The sequence below is a fragment of the Burkholderia sp. BCC0397 genome, assembly GCF_902832865.1.
Classification (GTDB): Bacteria; Pseudomonadota; Gammaproteobacteria; order Burkholderiales; family Burkholderiaceae; genus Burkholderia.
Genome location: NZ_CADFDL010000001.1, coordinates 540,960 through 556,187, shown reverse-complemented (window position 1 = coordinate 556,187; position 15,228 = coordinate 540,960). Strand labels below are relative to the sequence as shown.

Sequence of the window (15,228 nt, the reverse complement as noted above, 5' to 3'; positions counted from 1 at the left end):
GACAAAATCGGTTACGTCCTGCCCGACCGCGTCGTCACACGCGTACGTACTGGGCCATGCCGTCGGGCAGGAGCTGCTTCAGCTCGTGCACGCCCTGTTCGGCAAAAGGACGCAATAGCGCATTGCGCCAGAAATCCTGTTTGGGCAGTTCGGTCAGCCCGGCCGCCGCGACCAGCAGCACCACCAGCACGCAGCCGCGCACCAGCCCGAACATCATGCCCAGCGAGCGGTCGACGCCGCCCAGGCCACTCGCCTGCGCGATCCGCGACAGCAGCGCGTTCGCCACGCCGGCGACTAGCACGACGCCGATCACGAGCAACGCGAAGGCGATCACCCACTGCGTCAGCGCGCCGCCCGGCCAGTTCGCCGGGATATACGGCACGACCAGCCCGACGTAGCGGCCCGCGATCACGATCGCCGCGATCCAGCCGATCAGCCCGAAAATCTCGGACACGAAGCCGCGCCACGCGCCGCGCAGCGCCGACAACACGATCACCGCCAATACAGCGTAGTCGAAAGCCGTCAGCATCGCGGCATTACTGCGTCAGACCGGCTTCGCGCACCTTCGCGATCGCGGCGGAGGCCGCCGAGCGATCCGCGAACGGGCCTGCACGCAACAGTGTAGCCGTGCTGCCGTCTGCCTGCTTGCGATGCTCGACATATGCGGGCACGCCCGCCGATTTCAACTTGGTCGCCCACGAACGGGCCGTCGCGTCGTCCTTGAACGACCCGAGCTGCACCGCGAAGCGCGCACCGGCCGGCGATGCCGGCGACGATGCATCGCCGCTGTCCGGGCTCGCCGCGCCGGCATTCGCGACCGTTGCGGGCGCAGGCTTCGGCGCGGCCGGTTTCGCCGCGGGCGCAGCCGGCTTCGGCGCGGGCTTCGGCGGCGTCACGCTCGCGGTGGTGGTCGTATCGGGTTTCGCGACCGGCTTGGCAGCATCCTTCGGCGCGGGCGCCGGTGCGGCCGCAACGGCCGTGTCGGAGGCCGGCGGTTCGTCGTGCGCGACGCCCGCCTGCACGTCGGACACATCGTCGTCGCGCGGCGCGACCGCCTGGTGCGCAGGTCGGTTCGGGATGTCGATCGCGATGTCGTCGGTGACCGGCTTCGGGTGCGAATCGAGCACCATCGGCAGCACGACCACCGCGGCCACGACGAGCGCGATCGCGCCGACGAGGCGACGGCGCGCGCGTTGCTTTTCTGGAAGGGTCGGATCGAGGAGCAGTGCGTCCGATTCCGGACGCTCGGTGCGGCGCGAGCGTCGCTCGACGCGTTCAGTGCGCTCCGTGCGCACGTTCCGGGAGGCCCCGGTGCGACCGCCGCGCCGCGGGGGCGCGTCGTCGTCTTTCTTGCCGAACGAGAAAATTCCCATGAATGGCTGAGTCCGAAACTGCCCGTCAGTCAGTGTTGCTGCGATTTACGGTAGGCCAGCACGCCGGCGACCGTATGGAAACTGCCGAAAACCACGATTCTATCATTCTCGGATGCTCTTTTTAGTGCATCGCGAAATGCTTCCGCGGGCGACGCGTAACGCGTCACGCTCGAATCGGGCCCCTCCTCCACGCCGGCCTTGCGCAGCGCGGCTTCGAGCTGCTCCGCGGAGGCCGCGCGCGGCAGCGGCAGGTCGGTCACGCACCAGTGGTCGATCTCGCCCTTCAGGTGCTGCAGCACGCCGTCGATGTCCTTGTCGTGCATCGCGCCGAATATCGCGTACGTGTACGGGAAGAAGCCCATGTTGCCGAGGTTCTGCTCGAGCACGGCCGCTGCATGCGGGTTGTGCGCGACGTCCAGCACGATCGCCGGCTTGCCGGGCAGCACCTGGAAGCGCCCCGGCAGCTCGACGTTCGCCAGCCCGAGCCGGATGTCCTGCGCGGACACCGGCAGCACCGGGCGCAGCGCCTCGAGCGCGGCGAGCGCGGCCGATGCGTTGATCAGCTGATTCGCGCCGCGCAGCGCCGGATACGCGAGCGCCGGATAGCGCTTCTCGCGGCCGAGGTAGCTCCATTGCTGGCGCTCGGCGCCCGCCTGCGCCTCGTAGCGGAAATCGCGGCCGACCAGCCACAGGTCGGCGCCGATCGCTTCGGCGTGGTCGATCAGCGTCTGCGGCGCGGCCGGATCGCCGCAGATCGCCGGCTTGCCCGCGCGGAAGATCCCGGCCTTCTCGAACGCGATCTTCTCGCGCGTGTCGCCGAGGTATTCGGTGTGGTCGATGTCGATGCTCGTGACGATCGCGCAATCGGTATCGATGATGTTGACCGCATCGAGCCGGCCGCCGAGGCCGACTTCGAGAATCACCGCGTCGAGCCCGCGCGACGCGAACAGATGCAGGATCGCGAGCGTCGTGAATTCGAAATACGTGAGCGACACGGGCTCGGCCAGCGACGTGCGCGCGGCTTCGACGGCCTCGAAGTGCGGCAGCAGTTCGTCGTCGGTCACGTTCTGCCCGTTCACGCGCGCGCGCTCGTTGAATTCGAGCAGGTGCGGCGACGTGTGGCACCCGACCTTGTAGCCCGCGCGCACGAGGATCGTCTCGAGGAATGCGCAGGTCGAGCCCTTGCCGTTCGTGCCGCCGACGGTGATCACGGGGCACGCGAATTCGAGCTGCAGCGCCGCCTTGACCTGCCCGATGCGGGTCAGGCCCATGTCGATGCCGACCGGGTGCGCGCGTTCGAGATGCGAAAGCCACGCGTCGAGAGTGGGAAAAGTGCTCATCGGATCAAATCTGGATCGGTACCGCCACTACGCCAAAAAACGAAGCGCGCCGCCTGACGCTGAAGCCAGGCGACGCGCAGAGTCACGACCTTGCGCCGGTCAAGCCAGCGCGTCGGCCGGCTGTCGCTGCAGCAGCGCGAGCAACTGCGCGATCTCGTCGCGCATCTTGCGGCGGTCGACGATCATGTCGATCGCGCCCGTCGTCAGCAGGAATTCCGCGCGCTGGAAGCCTTCCGGCAGCTTCTCGCGCACCGTCTGCTCGATCACGCGCGGGCCGGCGAAGCCGATCAACGCCTTCGGCTCCGCGATCACGACGTCGCCGAGGAACGCAAAGCTCGCCGACACGCCACCCATCGTCGGGTCGGTCAGCACCGAGATGAACGGCAGCTTCGCTTCGGCCAGCTTGGTCAGCATCGCGGTGGTCTTGGCCATCTGCATCAGCGACAGCAGGCTTTCCTGCATCCGTGCGCCGCCCGATGCGGTGAAGCAGATGAACGGCACGTGCTGTTCCAGCGCGTTCTGCGCACCGCGCGCGAAGCGCTCGCCGACGACCGAGCCCATCGAGCCGCCCATGAACGAAAACTCGAAGCAGGCTGCCACAACCGGCAGCGTGTGGATCGCCCCGCCCATCACGACCATCGCGTCGGTCTCGCCCGTCTCGTCCATCGCTTCCTTCAGACGATCGGGGTACTTGCGGCTGTCCTTGAACTTCAGCGAGTCGACCGGCACGATTTCCTGGCCGATCTCGTAGCGGCCTTCCGGATCGAGCAGCCCGTCGAGGCGCTCGCGCGCGCCGATGCGCATGTGGTGATCACACTTCGGGCACACGTGCAGGTTCGCGTCCACGTCGTTGCGATAGAGAACGGCCTCGCAGGACGGGCACTTGACCCACAGGCCTTCCGGAATGCCCTTGCGGCTTTTCGGGTCGGTCTGCTTGATCTTCGGCGGCAACAGTTTGTCGAGCCAGCTCATCGTATGGTTTCCTGTTCCGTGGCGGGCCGGCCGCTTGGCCCGCCCGCTTCCTGTTGTGTTTATCGCGCCGTCTTGCCCGCGCCGTCCAGGGCGGCACGCAGCTCGGCGATGAAAGTCTTCAGCGCATCGGCGGCAGCGTCCGGCGCAGCGCTTTCGAGCAGCTGCACGAGGCGACTACCGATCACGACGGCGTCCGACACTTCGGCCACCGCGCGCGCCGTTTCGGCGTCGCGGATGCCGAAGCCGACGCCCACCGGAACCGGCACGCGCGACTTGATGGCCGGGATTTTACCCGCAATGCTGGAAACATCCAGATTTCCGGCGCCGGTCACGCCCTTGAGCGACACGTAGTACACGTAGCCGCTCGCGATCTTGCCGACGTCGGCAATGCGTTCGTCGGTCGACGTGGGCGCGAGCAGGAAGATCGGATCGATCTGCGCGGCCCGCATCTTTTCCGCGAACACGCCCGCCTCTTCAGGCGGATAGTCGACCACCAGCACGCCGTCGACGCCGGCCGCGTGTGCTTCGGCCGCGAACGCGTCGACGCCCATCCGTTCGATCGGGTTCGCATAGCCCATCAGCACGACGGGCGTTTTGGGGTCGGTTTCGCGAAAACGCTTCACGTCGGCGAGCACGCTCTTCAACGTGACGCCGCGCGCGAGCGCGCGCTCCGACGAGCGCTGGATCACCGGGCCGTCGGCCATCGGGTCCGAGAACGGCACGCCGAGTTCGATCACGTCCGCGCCGCCTGCGGCGAGCGCGTGCATGAATTCGACGGTTTTCGCGGGATCCGGGTCGCCGGCCGTGATGAACGGGATCAGGCCCTTACGGCCTTGTTCGGCGAGCGCGGCGAAGGTCTGCTGAATACGGGACATGGCAATTTTTTCCTTGGTGCGTTCGGCGATGCGGCGGCGCGATTCACGCGCACGCCGGCGCGGCGAGCGCGCTCACGCGCTCGTGCGCGATCGCACAATAGCTTTCGTTGATCTCGTAGCCGACGAAGTCGCGCCCCTGCCGTGCGCAGGCCACCGCGGTCGTGCCGCTGCCCATGAACGGATCGAGCACGCGGCCGCCCGGCGGGCAGCTTGCGAGCACCATTCGCTCGATGATTTCCAGCGGCTTCTGGGTCGGATGATCGACGCGCTCCGCGTGCTGCCGGTGCAGGCGCGAGACCGACCAGACGTCCTTCGGGTTGTAGCCCATCTCCAGCCACTTGCTGCCTTCGAACAGCTTGCGCGAGCGGGCCTTCTTCGTGTCGGCGTCGTACGGGATGCGGACCGGATCGAGATCGAAGTAATACGCCTTGGAAACCGCGAAAAAGCCGATGTTGTCGTGCACCGACGTGAAACGGCGCGTCGTGCCGCCCATGCTCGGCACGCGCCGGTCCCAGATGATCTCGTTGACCATCGTGAGCTGCGTCTTCAGGAAACTGAAGATTTCCGGCGCGTACTGCCACGTGCAGAAGATGTACATCGACCCGCTCGGCTTCAGCTTCGGAATCGCGAGCTCGAGCCACTCGCGCGTCCACGCGAGGAAATCGTCGCCCGAACGCTTGTCCGAATCGTTGCCGTAGTCCTTGCCGAGCCCGTACGGCGGATCGGCGACGATCAGGTCGATCGACGCGTCCGGCAGGTGCGCGGCATCGGTCAGGAAATCGCGGTTGTGCAGTTCGATACCGTGCGGCAGCGCGCGCGGCACGGCAGCGGCGGGCTGAACCGCCTCCGCCTCGCTCGCGGCGCCGCCGCCCGGCTCTTCGATCAGGTCACGCATCGGTCGGGGTCAGAGCTCGATGCCCGATCGCTCGGCGACCGTGTGCATGTCCTTGTCGCCGCGGCCCGACAGGTTGACGAGCAGGATCTTGTCCTTCGGCAACGTCGGCGCGAGCTTCACGCCATACGCGATCGCGTGGCTCGACTCGAGCGCGGGAATGATCCCCTCGATCCGGCAGCAGTCGTGGAACGCCTTCAGCGCTTCTGCGTCGGTGATCGGCACGTACTGCGCGCGGCCGCTGTCCTTCAGCCATGCGTGCTCGGGGCCGACGCCCGGATAGTCGAGGCCCGCCGACACCGAATGCGTCTCGATGATCTGGCCGTCGTCGTCCTGCAGCAGGTACGTGCGGTTGCCGTGCAGCACGCCCGGGCTGCCGGCGATCAGCGAGGCCGCGTGATGGCCCGTGTCGAGGCCGTCGCCGGCCGCTTCGACGCCGATCAGCTGCACCGAGGCATCGTCGATGTACGGATAGAAGATGCCCATCGCGTTCGACCCGCCGCCGACGCAGGCGATCACCGCGTCCGGCTGCCGGCCGGCGAGCTCGGGCATCTGCACCTTGCACTCGTCGCCGATCACGCGCTGGAAGTCGCGCACCATCATCGGGTACGGGTGCGGGCCCGCGACCGTGCCGATGATGTAGAACGTGCTTTCGATGTTCGTGACCCAGTCGCGCATCGCTTCGTTCAGCGCGTCCTTCAGCGTGCGCGAACCCGATTCGACCGGCACGACCGTCGCGCCAAGCAGCTTCATCCGGTAGACGTTCGCCGCCTGCCGGCGCACGTCCTCGGAACCCATGTAGACGATGCACTCCATCCCGAAGCGCGCGCAGATCGTCGCGGTCGCGACGCCGTGCTGGCCGGCGCCCGTTTCGGCGATCACGCGCTTCTTGCCCATGCGCTTCGCGAGCAGCGCCTGGCCGATCACGTTGTTGATCTTGTGCGCGCCCGTGTGGTTCAGGTCTTCGCGCTTCAGGTAGATCTGCGCGCCGCCGAGCATCTCGCTCCAGCGCTGCGCGTGATAGATCGGCGACGGACGGCCGACGAAGTACTTCAGTTCGCGCTCGTATTCGGCGACGAACTCGGGATCGTTCCGGAACTTTTCATACGCCGCGCGCAGTTCGTCCAGCGCGTGAATCAGCGTCTCGGCGACGAACGTGCCGCCATACGGGCCGAAATGGCCGCGATCATCAGGAAGGTTGTACATGGTGTCTCTCTCGATCGGTCGGTGCGCCCGCTTGTCAGGCCGCACCGGCTTGCATCACCCGGCGTCCGCTTCGCGCACCGCGCGTACGAACGCCGCCATCCGGGCGTGATCCTTCACGCCCTTCGCGCCCTCCACTTCGATGCCACTCGAGACATCGACAGCAAACGGGCGCAGCTGGCGGATCGCATCACCGACGTTTTGCGCGTTCAAGCCACCACTCAAAACGGCCCGACGCGCGAGCTCTGCGGGAATAAGAGACCAATCGAAGACCTTGCCGCTACCGCCGTAATCCGGCACCAGGGTGTCGAACAGGAGGCCGCGCGCTTTCGAATAATGAAGTGCCGATTCTACCAAATCGGGCGGCTGCGTCGAGGGGCCGACGCGCACCGCGCGCAACCACGGCAGGCGGGCCGCGCGGCCGAGCGCATCGCACTGCTCGGGCGTCTCGTCGCCGTGGAACTGCAGCAGCGTGAGCGGCACGTCGCGCACGACGGCTTCGATCTCGGCTTCGGTCGCATTCACGAACAGCCCGACCACCGAGACGAACGGCGGCGCCAGGCTCGCCAGCTCGGCCGCCTGCGCGATCGTCACCGCGCGCGGGCTCTTCGGGTAGAACACGAGGCCGATCGCATCGGCGCCGAGCGCCGCCGCGTGCAGCACGTCCTCGTGGCGCGACAGCCCGCACAGCTTGATGCGCGTGCGCGGCGGCAGCCCCGCCGCGGCGGAACTCGAAGAAGGCACGGCGTGATCCGTCATGATAGTGGGTCCAGATCGGCCCAGACGCTGCTCCACGGCACGCTGCCGAGCTGCGCGGGCGGGACGGCGAATTCCGCCGGGTAGCCGACGTGGGCGAGATACAGCCCGTCGGCCATGAACGTGGGCGCCGCGAGGTTGCGATCGCGCCCGGCCAGCACGTCGGCGAGCCAGTCGGCCGGATAGCGGCCGCGCCCGACCGCGACGAGGCAGCCCATCAGGTTGCGCACCATGTGATGCAGGAACGCGTTCGCGCGGAAGCGGAAATGGATGAAATGCCCCGCGCGCCGCACGTCGATCTGATACAGGTGTTTGACCGGCGTCTTCGACTGGCATTCCGACGACCGGAACGACGAGAAGTCGTGCTCGCCGATCAGGTGCGCGGCGGCGGCGCGCATCGCGTCGTCGTCGAGCGGCGTGTGGATCCAGCCGGCACGGCCGGCCAGCATCGGCGAGCGCACCGGATGCACGTACAGCGCGTAGTAGTAGGTGCGCTCGAACGCCGAAAAACGCGCATGAAACGTGTCCGGCATCGGCTTCGCCCACTGCACGGAAACGGTCGACGGCAGGAACGCGTTGGTGCCGCGCACCCACGAGAACACCTCGCGCTCGAGGTCGGTGTCGAAATGCACGACCTGCCCTAGCCCGTGCACGCCCGTGTCGGTCCGTCCCGCGACCGTCGTGTGCAGCGGCACGCACGCGAATTCGCCGAGCGCGTGCTCGAGCGCGTCCTGCACGGTCTTGCCGTGCGGCTGCGCCTGCCAGCCGCAGAACGCCGCGCCGTCGTACTGGATGCCCAGCGCGATCCGCATCACGCCTCGTCCGCCAGTTTCGCGAGCAGCGCGCGTGCATCGTCGCGCGTCGCGGCGTCGTTCGCGTCGACCACTTCCTGCAGCAGCGTCCGCGCGCCGGACAGGTCGCCCAGTTCGACGTATTCGGCCGCAAGGTCCAGCTTGTTGCGGGCGATGCGCGCGAGCTCGTCCGCGGTGAGCGCAGGCAGCGCGGCGCCCGGCGTGGACGGCAGGTCGAGATCGAAGTCGAGCTTCAGCGCGCCGAACTGCGCGCCGCCGAGCGGCGGCAGCGATGTCGTCGCAGGCGGGCTGCCCGCTTGGCCGGCGGGCGTCGCCGCGTCCGGATCCCAGTCGAACTCGTCGTCCTGGTCGGCCGGATGTTCCGGTGTCGTTTCACCCGAACCCATCGGCGGGTGTTGGGCGGCTTGACCGTTAGTTGCGATTTTATCGGCGTCGGGCTGCGTTGCCCGCGCTGCGACTTCCTCCGGCGTCAACGACGGCTCGTCCGCCGCCCGCGGCGGCAACGGCATGTCGAGACTGTTGAGCGCGCTGATCGCGTTCTGCATCAGCGTCGCGTGCTGCGCTTCGGTTGTCGAAGGTGCGGCGGATGCGGCGGATGCGGCGGTCGGCTGGTCAGCGGCAGCGGCTTTTTCGGCCGGTTCTGCATCGTGCGGAGCCTCAGTCGGAACCGGAGTCGCCACGTTCGCGGGCGGCTCCGCAGCGTGAGCAGGCGACGACTCAGGCAACTCGTCGCGCGGCGCTGTCATTTCGGGCGCGGGCGATGTGTCCGCTGCGGGCGGCTCGACCGCCTCCGCCGCAGCGGCAGTCGCCGCGGCGAGATTCATGTCGGACGCCGCATCGCGTGCAACCGGCATCTCGGGCGTAATCGGCAGTTCGCGTTCGACGGACGGTGCGGCTTCCGCTTCTACAGCCGCGGCGCCGCCTGCTGCGGCCGCAGTCGCAGCGGCAGCCGCCGCGGCGAGATTCATGTCGGACGCCGCATCGCGTGCGACCGGCATCTCGGGCGTGATCGGCAGTTCGCGTTCGACGGACGGCGCGGCTTCCGCTTCTGCAGCCGCGGCGCCGCCTGCTGCGGCCGCAGTCGCAGCGGAACCCGCATCGTCCGCGCGGCGACCCTTCCGGCGTTTGCGCCATGCGAAGCCGGCCGCGAGCACGATCACGGCAGCGCCGGCCACGGCGGCCGGTCGCCAGTCCATTTGCTCGGTACGACGTGCCGGTGTCGCGACGGGCGCGACCGGTTGCACGGAAGCCGATGCCGGTTGCGGCGCACTGGCTGCCACCCCCGACGCGGTTTCGTCTGCCGTCGATGCAGCGGCCGACGCACCAGCGTCATTCGCGGCCGGACGCGGCGCGGCGGGCGCCGGAGCAGGTGCGGACGCGACGCCGGTCGTCGTCGCCGGCTTGCCGATGCCGTGCTTCTGCAACTCCATCAGCACGCGATTCTTCAACGCCAGCAATTGCTGCAGGCTCGACGGCCGCGGCTGCGACGCACCCACGGCGGCCGCTGCGCCGGCCGGTTCGTGCACGCCGGAAACCGGGCTGCCCGGCGCCGACTGCCCCGCGGCCTCGCTTGCGGACGACGGCGCCGGCTGGATCGCACCGCTCCACACATGCGGGCCGCTTGCACCGGCGGCGGGCGCTGCCGGCTGCATGCCGTCGACAGCCGACGCGCCATGGGCGGCCGACGCACCGATCGAAGCCGAAGCACCGCTCGAAGCCGACGCTCCCGCCCCCGCCGCCGTCGCGACACTCGCACTGCTCACCGGAGCCGCGTGCACGGCCGGCGCCACCGGCGCGGACTGCACGGCCGAGCCGGGATACGGTGCGGATGCGCCATGCGGCGCGCTCGCCGCCCCGCCCGATGCGGCGGCGGGCGCGGAAGCGGCCGTCGCACCGGACGCAGCGGACGCGCCGGCCGGCACGAGCGCCGCGCCGGTGGCGTCGAGCGCGGGCACGGTCAGCGTCGCGCCGACTTTCAGGCGGCTCGCGTCGCGCTTCATGAACGCCTGCGGATTGGCGTCGAACAGCGCGCGACCGGCGCGCGCGAGCACGGCCGGGTCGTGCGATTGCGTGGCCGCTTTCGCGATGTCGTTCAGCGACTGGCCCGGCTGGACCGTCACGGTAAGCGGAGCGGCGGCGCCGGTAGCAGACGCCCGCAGTTCGCCGGTGCCGACCGCCCACGCCGATGCGGCTGCGCCGAGCGCCAGGATCGCCAGCGCGCCACGCACGGCGCGCGACAGACGGGACTGACGCGGAAACAAGAAAATTCGGGACATCGTTGGCTCTATCGCCGCGCGCGGGCGCGGCTCGGATTCGCGGTTGGAAGCGTCAATAAAGTGGCTGCAGAAATGCAAAAGCGTCGCGCGGAACGCGACGCTTTCGGCGGGTCTGTGCGTCGTAACCGCGTAGTTTACTTCACGCGATCGGGTTCCGGCCGAATTCGTCGCCGGCAGGTGCAACCGGGCGCGGGCCGGCGCGCGTGTCGCGCGGGTCCGCCTGCCGCAGCCCACGCCTCCGATCGATCAAAGCGAACCTGCTCGCGCAGTCGAAAGCCGTCTCGCAGCAGCATCGCCCCACCGTTCGAATGATGCGGCTTTCTGATGTTCACCGCGTGTACGCCGCAGGATCGCGACGACAGAATCGCAAGCGCGCCCTCAACAATCCACCCCGCCCGCCGTTAATGAATTAACAGCCGGAAATCAAAACAAATCCCGACCGGCGATCAATCCCGCTCCAATCAATTCCAATTCGTCGATAAGAAGGCAATTTCCCTCTCTTATCGAATAAATGAAAATTTACACCGCCAAATCCCCGCCCTGTAAGGCTTTCGCCGCCTTCCACACGATCCATTGCTCATACAAAAACGATCGTTTCTGCATCAATTCAATTCCATTACACAAAATTACACAGATTAAATAATTACCGCCGATACGATCGTCTTCAAACAGGAATCGGCACGTTTCGACCTCGCGCTTGCCCATGCCGGAAAGGCGGGCGCGCGCTTGGCCAGGCTGATGCCGTGAAGTACCGGAGGGTCATCGCGCAGTCGCACGACTGCATTCACTCACCAGCTCGTTACGGGGACGAACATGGGCTATCAGCAGGGTTTGAGCGGGTTGGCCGGCGCGTCGAGCAATCTCGACGTGATCGGCAACAACATCGCGAACGCAAACACGGTTGGCTTCAAGCAGGGACGCGCGAACTTCGCCGACATGTACGCGAATTCGGTCGCGACGTCGGTCAACACGCAGATCGGCATCGGCACGCGGCTCGCGTCGGTGCAGCAGAATTTCGGCCAGGGGACGATCAATTCGACGAAGTCGTCGCTCGACGTCGCGATCAACGGCAACGGCTTCTTCCAGATGTCGAGCAACGGCGCGACCACGTACTCGCGCGACGGCACGTTCCACCGCGACAAGAACGGCGCGATCGTCGACGCGCAAGGCCGCAACCTGATGGGCTATGCGGCAGGCGCCGGCGGCGTGATCAACACCGCGCAGACCGTGCCGCTGCAGGCGCCGACCAGCAACATCGCGCCGCGCGCGACGAACCGGATCACCGGCCAGTTCAACCTGAACGCGCAGGACAAGGTGCCGACCAAGACGCCGTTCAACGCGACCGACAACACGACCTACAACTACAACACGTCGATCCAGGTCTACGACACGCTCGGCGGCTCGCAGCAGGTCACGATGTACTTCGCGAAGAGCGCGGCCGGCACGTGGCAGGCCTACGCGGGCGTGCAAGGCCAGACGCCGACGAATCTCGGCACCGTCACGTTCGACGCATCGGGCCGGATCAGCTCGACGACGTCGGCCGCGACCGGCCAGCCGACCGCGAGCCTCGGCCAGTTCGCGTTCTCGATCCCGAACACGACGGGCGGCGCCAATCCGCAGAACCTGACGCTCGACCTGGGCGGCACGACGCAGTACGGCGGCAAGGACGGCGTGAACAATCTCGCGCAGGACGGCTTCGCGAGCGGCACGCTGACGACGTTCTCGATCGGCACCGACGGCAAGCTGACCGGCAACTACTCGAACGGCCAGAGCGCGGTGCTCGGCCTGATCGCGCTCGCGAACTTCAACAACCCGAACGGGCTCGTGAACATCGGCGGCAACCAGTATGCAGAAACGGCCGCGTCGGGCGTGCCGCAGATCGCCGCGCCGGGCAGCACGAACCACGGCACGCTGCAGGGCAGCGCGCTGGAAAACTCGAACGTCAACCTGACGACCGAGCTCGTGAACCTGATCACCGCGCAACGCAATTACCAGGCGAATGCGCAGACGATCAAGACGCAGCAGGCCGTCGACCAGACGCTGCTGAACCTGCGTTGACCCGCGCATGAAAAACGCGCCGCGCCGGCCCTGAATCCCAAGGCCGACGCGGCGCGTCGTATCGTGCAGCCCGGCCCGCGGGCCGGACAGCCAGCGTGCTTACTTGTCGAGCAGGATGCGCAGCATGCGGCGCAGCGGCTCGGCCGCGCCCCACAGCAGCTGATCGCCGACCGTGAACGCCGACAGGTATTCGCCGCCCATCGCGAGCTTGCGCAGGCGGCCGACCGGCACCGACAGCGTGCCGGTGATCTTCGCCGGCGACAGGTCGCGCATCGACGCTTCACGCTCGTTCGGCACGACCTTCACCCAGTCGTTCGCCGATGCGAGGATGCCGTTGATCTCGTCGAGCGGCACGTCCTTCTTCAGCTTGATCGTCAGCGCCTGCGAGTGGCAGCGCATCGCGCCGATCCGCACGCACAGGCCGTCGACCGGGATCGAACCCGGCTCGCCCATCGCCGGCTTGCCGAGGATCTTGTTGGTTTCCGCGCCGCCCTTCCACTCTTCCTTCGACATCCCGTTGCCGAGATCCTTGTCGATCCACGGAATCAGCGAACCGGCGAGCGGCACGCCGAAGTGGCTCGTCGGCATCGCATCGCTGTTCATCGCGGCCAGCACGCGGCGGTCGATGTCGAGGATCGCGGAAGCCGGATCGGCGAGCTGTTCCTGCACCGCGCCGTTCAGCGTGCCCATCTGCGACAGCAGCTCGCGCATGTTCTGCGCGCCCGCGCCCGATGCGGCCTGGTACGTCATCGCGGTGATCCAGTCGACGAGGTTCTCGCGGAACAGGCCGCCGAGCGCCATCAGCATCAGGCTGACCGTGCAGTTGCCGCCGATGAAGTTCTTCGTGCCCTTGACGAGCGCGTCCTTGATCACGTCGAGGTTGACCGGATCGAGGATGATGACCGCGTCGTCCTGCATCCGCAGCGACGATGCCGCGTCGATCCAGTAGCCGTTCCAGCCGGCCGCGCGCAGCTTCGGGAACACGTCGTTCGTGTAGTCGCCGCCCTGGCACGTGATGATCACGTCGCACTTCTTCAGCTCGTCGACGTTGGTCGCGTCCTTGAGCGTGGTCTCGTTTTTCGCGAACGACGGCGCCTTGCCGCCCGTATTGCTGGTGCTGAAAAACACCGGTTCGATCAGGTCGAAATCGCCCTCTTCCTGCATGCGCTGCATCAGGACGCTGCCGACCATGCCGCGCCAACCTACGAGACCTACGTTCATGACTAACCCTTTGCTTTGAATGGAGCTTCCCCGCCATTTCCGTCCCCGCGTGACCGCGCGGGGAAACAGGCGGGCACGACGGCGATCAGCGTTTAATGATCGTTTTCGTGGTAATGGTTTTCGTGATGACGATGGCGCGCGCACCCGCACGGGCAGTGTTGCCGTGGAGTTTCAGGACCGGGGAGATCAGGGAAATCAGCGCCATCGTTCGAGTCTACACAAAGCCGGTGGCCCGCACAACGGCCAACCGCGCGCGAACCGGCCGATTTTGCGGCCCGTTCGCGCCCTTTTCCACATTAATTACCGCACTTCATTTCCGTCCGCTTACAGCGCGGCGACCACCGCATCGCCCATCGCGGCCGTGCCGACCTGCTTGCAGCCCGGCGTCGCGATGTCGCCGGTGCGGTAACCCTGTTCGAGCACCGTTTTCACCGCGCGCTCGATGCGATCGGCCTGCTCCGCGCGATTCAGCGAGTAGCGCAGCAGCATCGCGGCCGACAGGATCGTCGCGAGCGGGTTCGCGATGCCTTTGCCCGCGATGTCCGGCGCCGAACCGTGCGACGGCTCGTACAGGCCCTTGTTGTGCTTGTCGAGCGACGCCGACGGCAGCATGCCGATCGAGCCCGTCAGCATCGACGCCTCATCCGACAGGATGTCGCCGAACATGTTGCCGGTGACGATCACGTCGAACTGCTTCGGCGCCTTCGCGAGCTGCATCGCCGCGTTGTCGACGTACATGTGCGACAGCTCGACGTCCGCGTACTCCTTCGACACGTCGATCATGATGTCGCGCCAGAACTGCGACGTCTCAAGCACGTTCGACTTGTCGACCGACAGCAGCTTCTTCGCGCGCTTTTGCGCGGCCTGGAACGCGACGTGCGCGATGCGGCGCACTTCCGGCTCCGAGTAGCGCATCGTGTCGAAGCCTTCGCGCTCGCCGGCGAACGGGCCGTCCGGCGCCGCGCGCACGCCGCGCGGCTGGCCGAAGTAGATGTCGCCGTTCAGTTCGCGCACGATCAGGATGTCGAGGCCCGCGACGAGCTCCGGCTTCAGCGGCGATGCATCGACGAGCTGCGGATAGCAGATCGCCGGGCGGAAGTTCGCGAACAGCTCGAGGTGCTTGCGCAGCCCGAGGATCGCCTGTTCGGGGCGCAGCGCGCGCTCCAGCGAGTCGTACTTCCAGTCGCCCACCGCGCCGAACAGGATCGCGTCGGCCTGCTTCGCGAGCGCAAGCGTCGCGTCGGGCAGCGGATGGCCGCTCGCCTCGTAGCCCGCGCCGCCGACCGGCGCCTGTTCGAGTTCGAACTTCTCGTCGAGTGCGTTCAGCACCTTCACCGCTTCATTGACGATTTCCGGACCGATGCCGTCGCCGGGCAGCACTGCAATCTTCATGCGAAATTCCTGACTGGGTAGGTTATGGAAGCAGGCCGGCGAACGCGCGGAACGCGCG

Annotated in this window: 14 protein-coding genes; 1 reads left to right on the top strand and 13 read right to left on the bottom strand. The window is 67.5% G+C overall.

Annotated elements, in window-relative coordinates; all coding sequences use genetic code 11:
* Nucleotides 1–34 precede the first annotated feature (34 nt).
* The 10 genes from HWX03_RS02610 to HWX03_RS02565 all read right to left on the bottom strand — a co-directional run bounded on the left by HWX03_RS02610 (nucleotide 35) and on the right by HWX03_RS02565 (nucleotide 10,499).
* Entirely contained in the window at nucleotides 35–529 is a 495-nt protein-coding gene (locus HWX03_RS02610; protein WP_027782633.1) for a CvpA family protein, read from the bottom strand.
* A gap of 7 nt (nucleotides 530–536) precedes the next feature.
* The gene (locus HWX03_RS02605; protein ID WP_175870124.1) at nucleotides 537–1,373 is read right to left on the bottom strand and encodes an SPOR domain-containing protein; all 837 of its coding nucleotides are present in this window, start codon (nucleotides 1,371–1,373) and stop codon (nucleotides 537–539) included.
* Between the two features lie 29 nt (nucleotides 1,374–1,402).
* Complete coding sequence (gene folC, locus HWX03_RS02600; RefSeq protein ID WP_175870123.1) at nucleotides 1,403–2,713, bottom strand: bifunctional tetrahydrofolate synthase/dihydrofolate synthase; 1,311 nt, start codon at nucleotides 2,711–2,713, stop codon at nucleotides 1,403–1,405.
* A 99-nt stretch (nucleotides 2,714–2,812) separates the two neighbouring features.
* Nucleotides 2,813–3,685, bottom strand: a complete 873-nt coding sequence (accD, locus tag HWX03_RS02595; RefSeq protein WP_006755101.1) for an acetyl-CoA carboxylase, carboxyltransferase subunit beta — start codon at nucleotides 3,683–3,685, stop codon at nucleotides 2,813–2,815.
* 59 nt (nucleotides 3,686–3,744) lie between these two features.
* A complete protein-coding gene (gene trpA, locus HWX03_RS02590) occupies nucleotides 3,745–4,560 on the bottom strand; it encodes a tryptophan synthase subunit alpha (RefSeq protein ID WP_174433554.1) in 816 nt (271 codons plus the stop codon).
* 43 nt (nucleotides 4,561–4,603) lie between these two features.
* Complete coding sequence (locus HWX03_RS02585; RefSeq protein ID WP_175870122.1) at nucleotides 4,604–5,455, bottom strand: site-specific DNA-methyltransferase; 852 nt, start codon at nucleotides 5,453–5,455, stop codon at nucleotides 4,604–4,606.
* Nucleotides 5,456–5,464: 9 nt separating this feature from the next.
* Complete coding sequence (gene trpB, locus HWX03_RS02580) at nucleotides 5,465–6,658, bottom strand: tryptophan synthase subunit beta (protein WP_175870121.1); 1,194 nt, start codon at nucleotides 6,656–6,658, stop codon at nucleotides 5,465–5,467.
* 54 nt (nucleotides 6,659–6,712) lie between these two features.
* A complete protein-coding gene (locus HWX03_RS02575) occupies nucleotides 6,713–7,414 on the bottom strand; it encodes a phosphoribosylanthranilate isomerase (RefSeq protein WP_175870506.1) in 702 nt (233 codons plus the stop codon).
* The gene (gene truA / locus HWX03_RS02570) at nucleotides 7,411–8,223 is read right to left on the bottom strand and encodes a tRNA pseudouridine(38-40) synthase TruA (RefSeq protein ID WP_174433551.1); all 813 of its coding nucleotides are present in this window, start codon (nucleotides 8,221–8,223) and stop codon (nucleotides 7,411–7,413) included. The genes HWX03_RS02575 and truA overlap by 4 nt, the downstream gene beginning before the upstream one ends.
* Entirely contained in the window at nucleotides 8,223–10,499 is a 2,277-nt protein-coding gene (locus tag HWX03_RS02565; protein ID WP_175870120.1) for a FimV/HubP family polar landmark protein, read from the bottom strand. The genes truA and HWX03_RS02565 overlap by 1 nt, the downstream gene beginning before the upstream one ends.
* 813 nt (nucleotides 10,500–11,312) lie before the next feature.
* Here HWX03_RS02565 and flgE point away from each other — a divergent pair.
* On the top strand, nucleotides 11,313–12,557 hold the full coding sequence (flgE, locus tag HWX03_RS02560; RefSeq protein WP_175870119.1) for a flagellar hook protein FlgE: 1,245 nt from the start codon (nucleotides 11,313–11,315) through the stop codon (nucleotides 12,555–12,557).
* 99 nt (nucleotides 12,558–12,656) lie between these two features.
* Here flgE and asd read toward each other — a convergent pair whose 3' ends face one another.
* From asd to leuB, 3 genes are all read right to left on the bottom strand, one after another.
* Nucleotides 12,657–13,778 (bottom strand): aspartate-semialdehyde dehydrogenase, encoded by a 1,122-nt coding sequence (asd, locus tag HWX03_RS02555; RefSeq protein WP_012338485.1) that lies wholly within the window; start codon nucleotides 13,776–13,778, stop codon nucleotides 12,657–12,659.
* An 85-nt stretch (nucleotides 13,779–13,863) separates the two neighbouring features.
* Nucleotides 13,864–13,983 (bottom strand): hypothetical protein, encoded by a 120-nt coding sequence (locus HWX03_RS02550; protein WP_006756675.1) that lies wholly within the window; start codon nucleotides 13,981–13,983, stop codon nucleotides 13,864–13,866.
* A gap of 119 nt (nucleotides 13,984–14,102) precedes the next feature.
* Nucleotides 14,103–15,170: a 3-isopropylmalate dehydrogenase gene (gene leuB / locus HWX03_RS02545; RefSeq protein ID WP_011548096.1), complete on the bottom strand. Its 1,068-nt coding sequence runs from the start codon at nucleotides 15,168–15,170 to the stop codon at nucleotides 14,103–14,105.
* Nucleotides 15,171–15,228 lie beyond the last annotated feature (58 nt).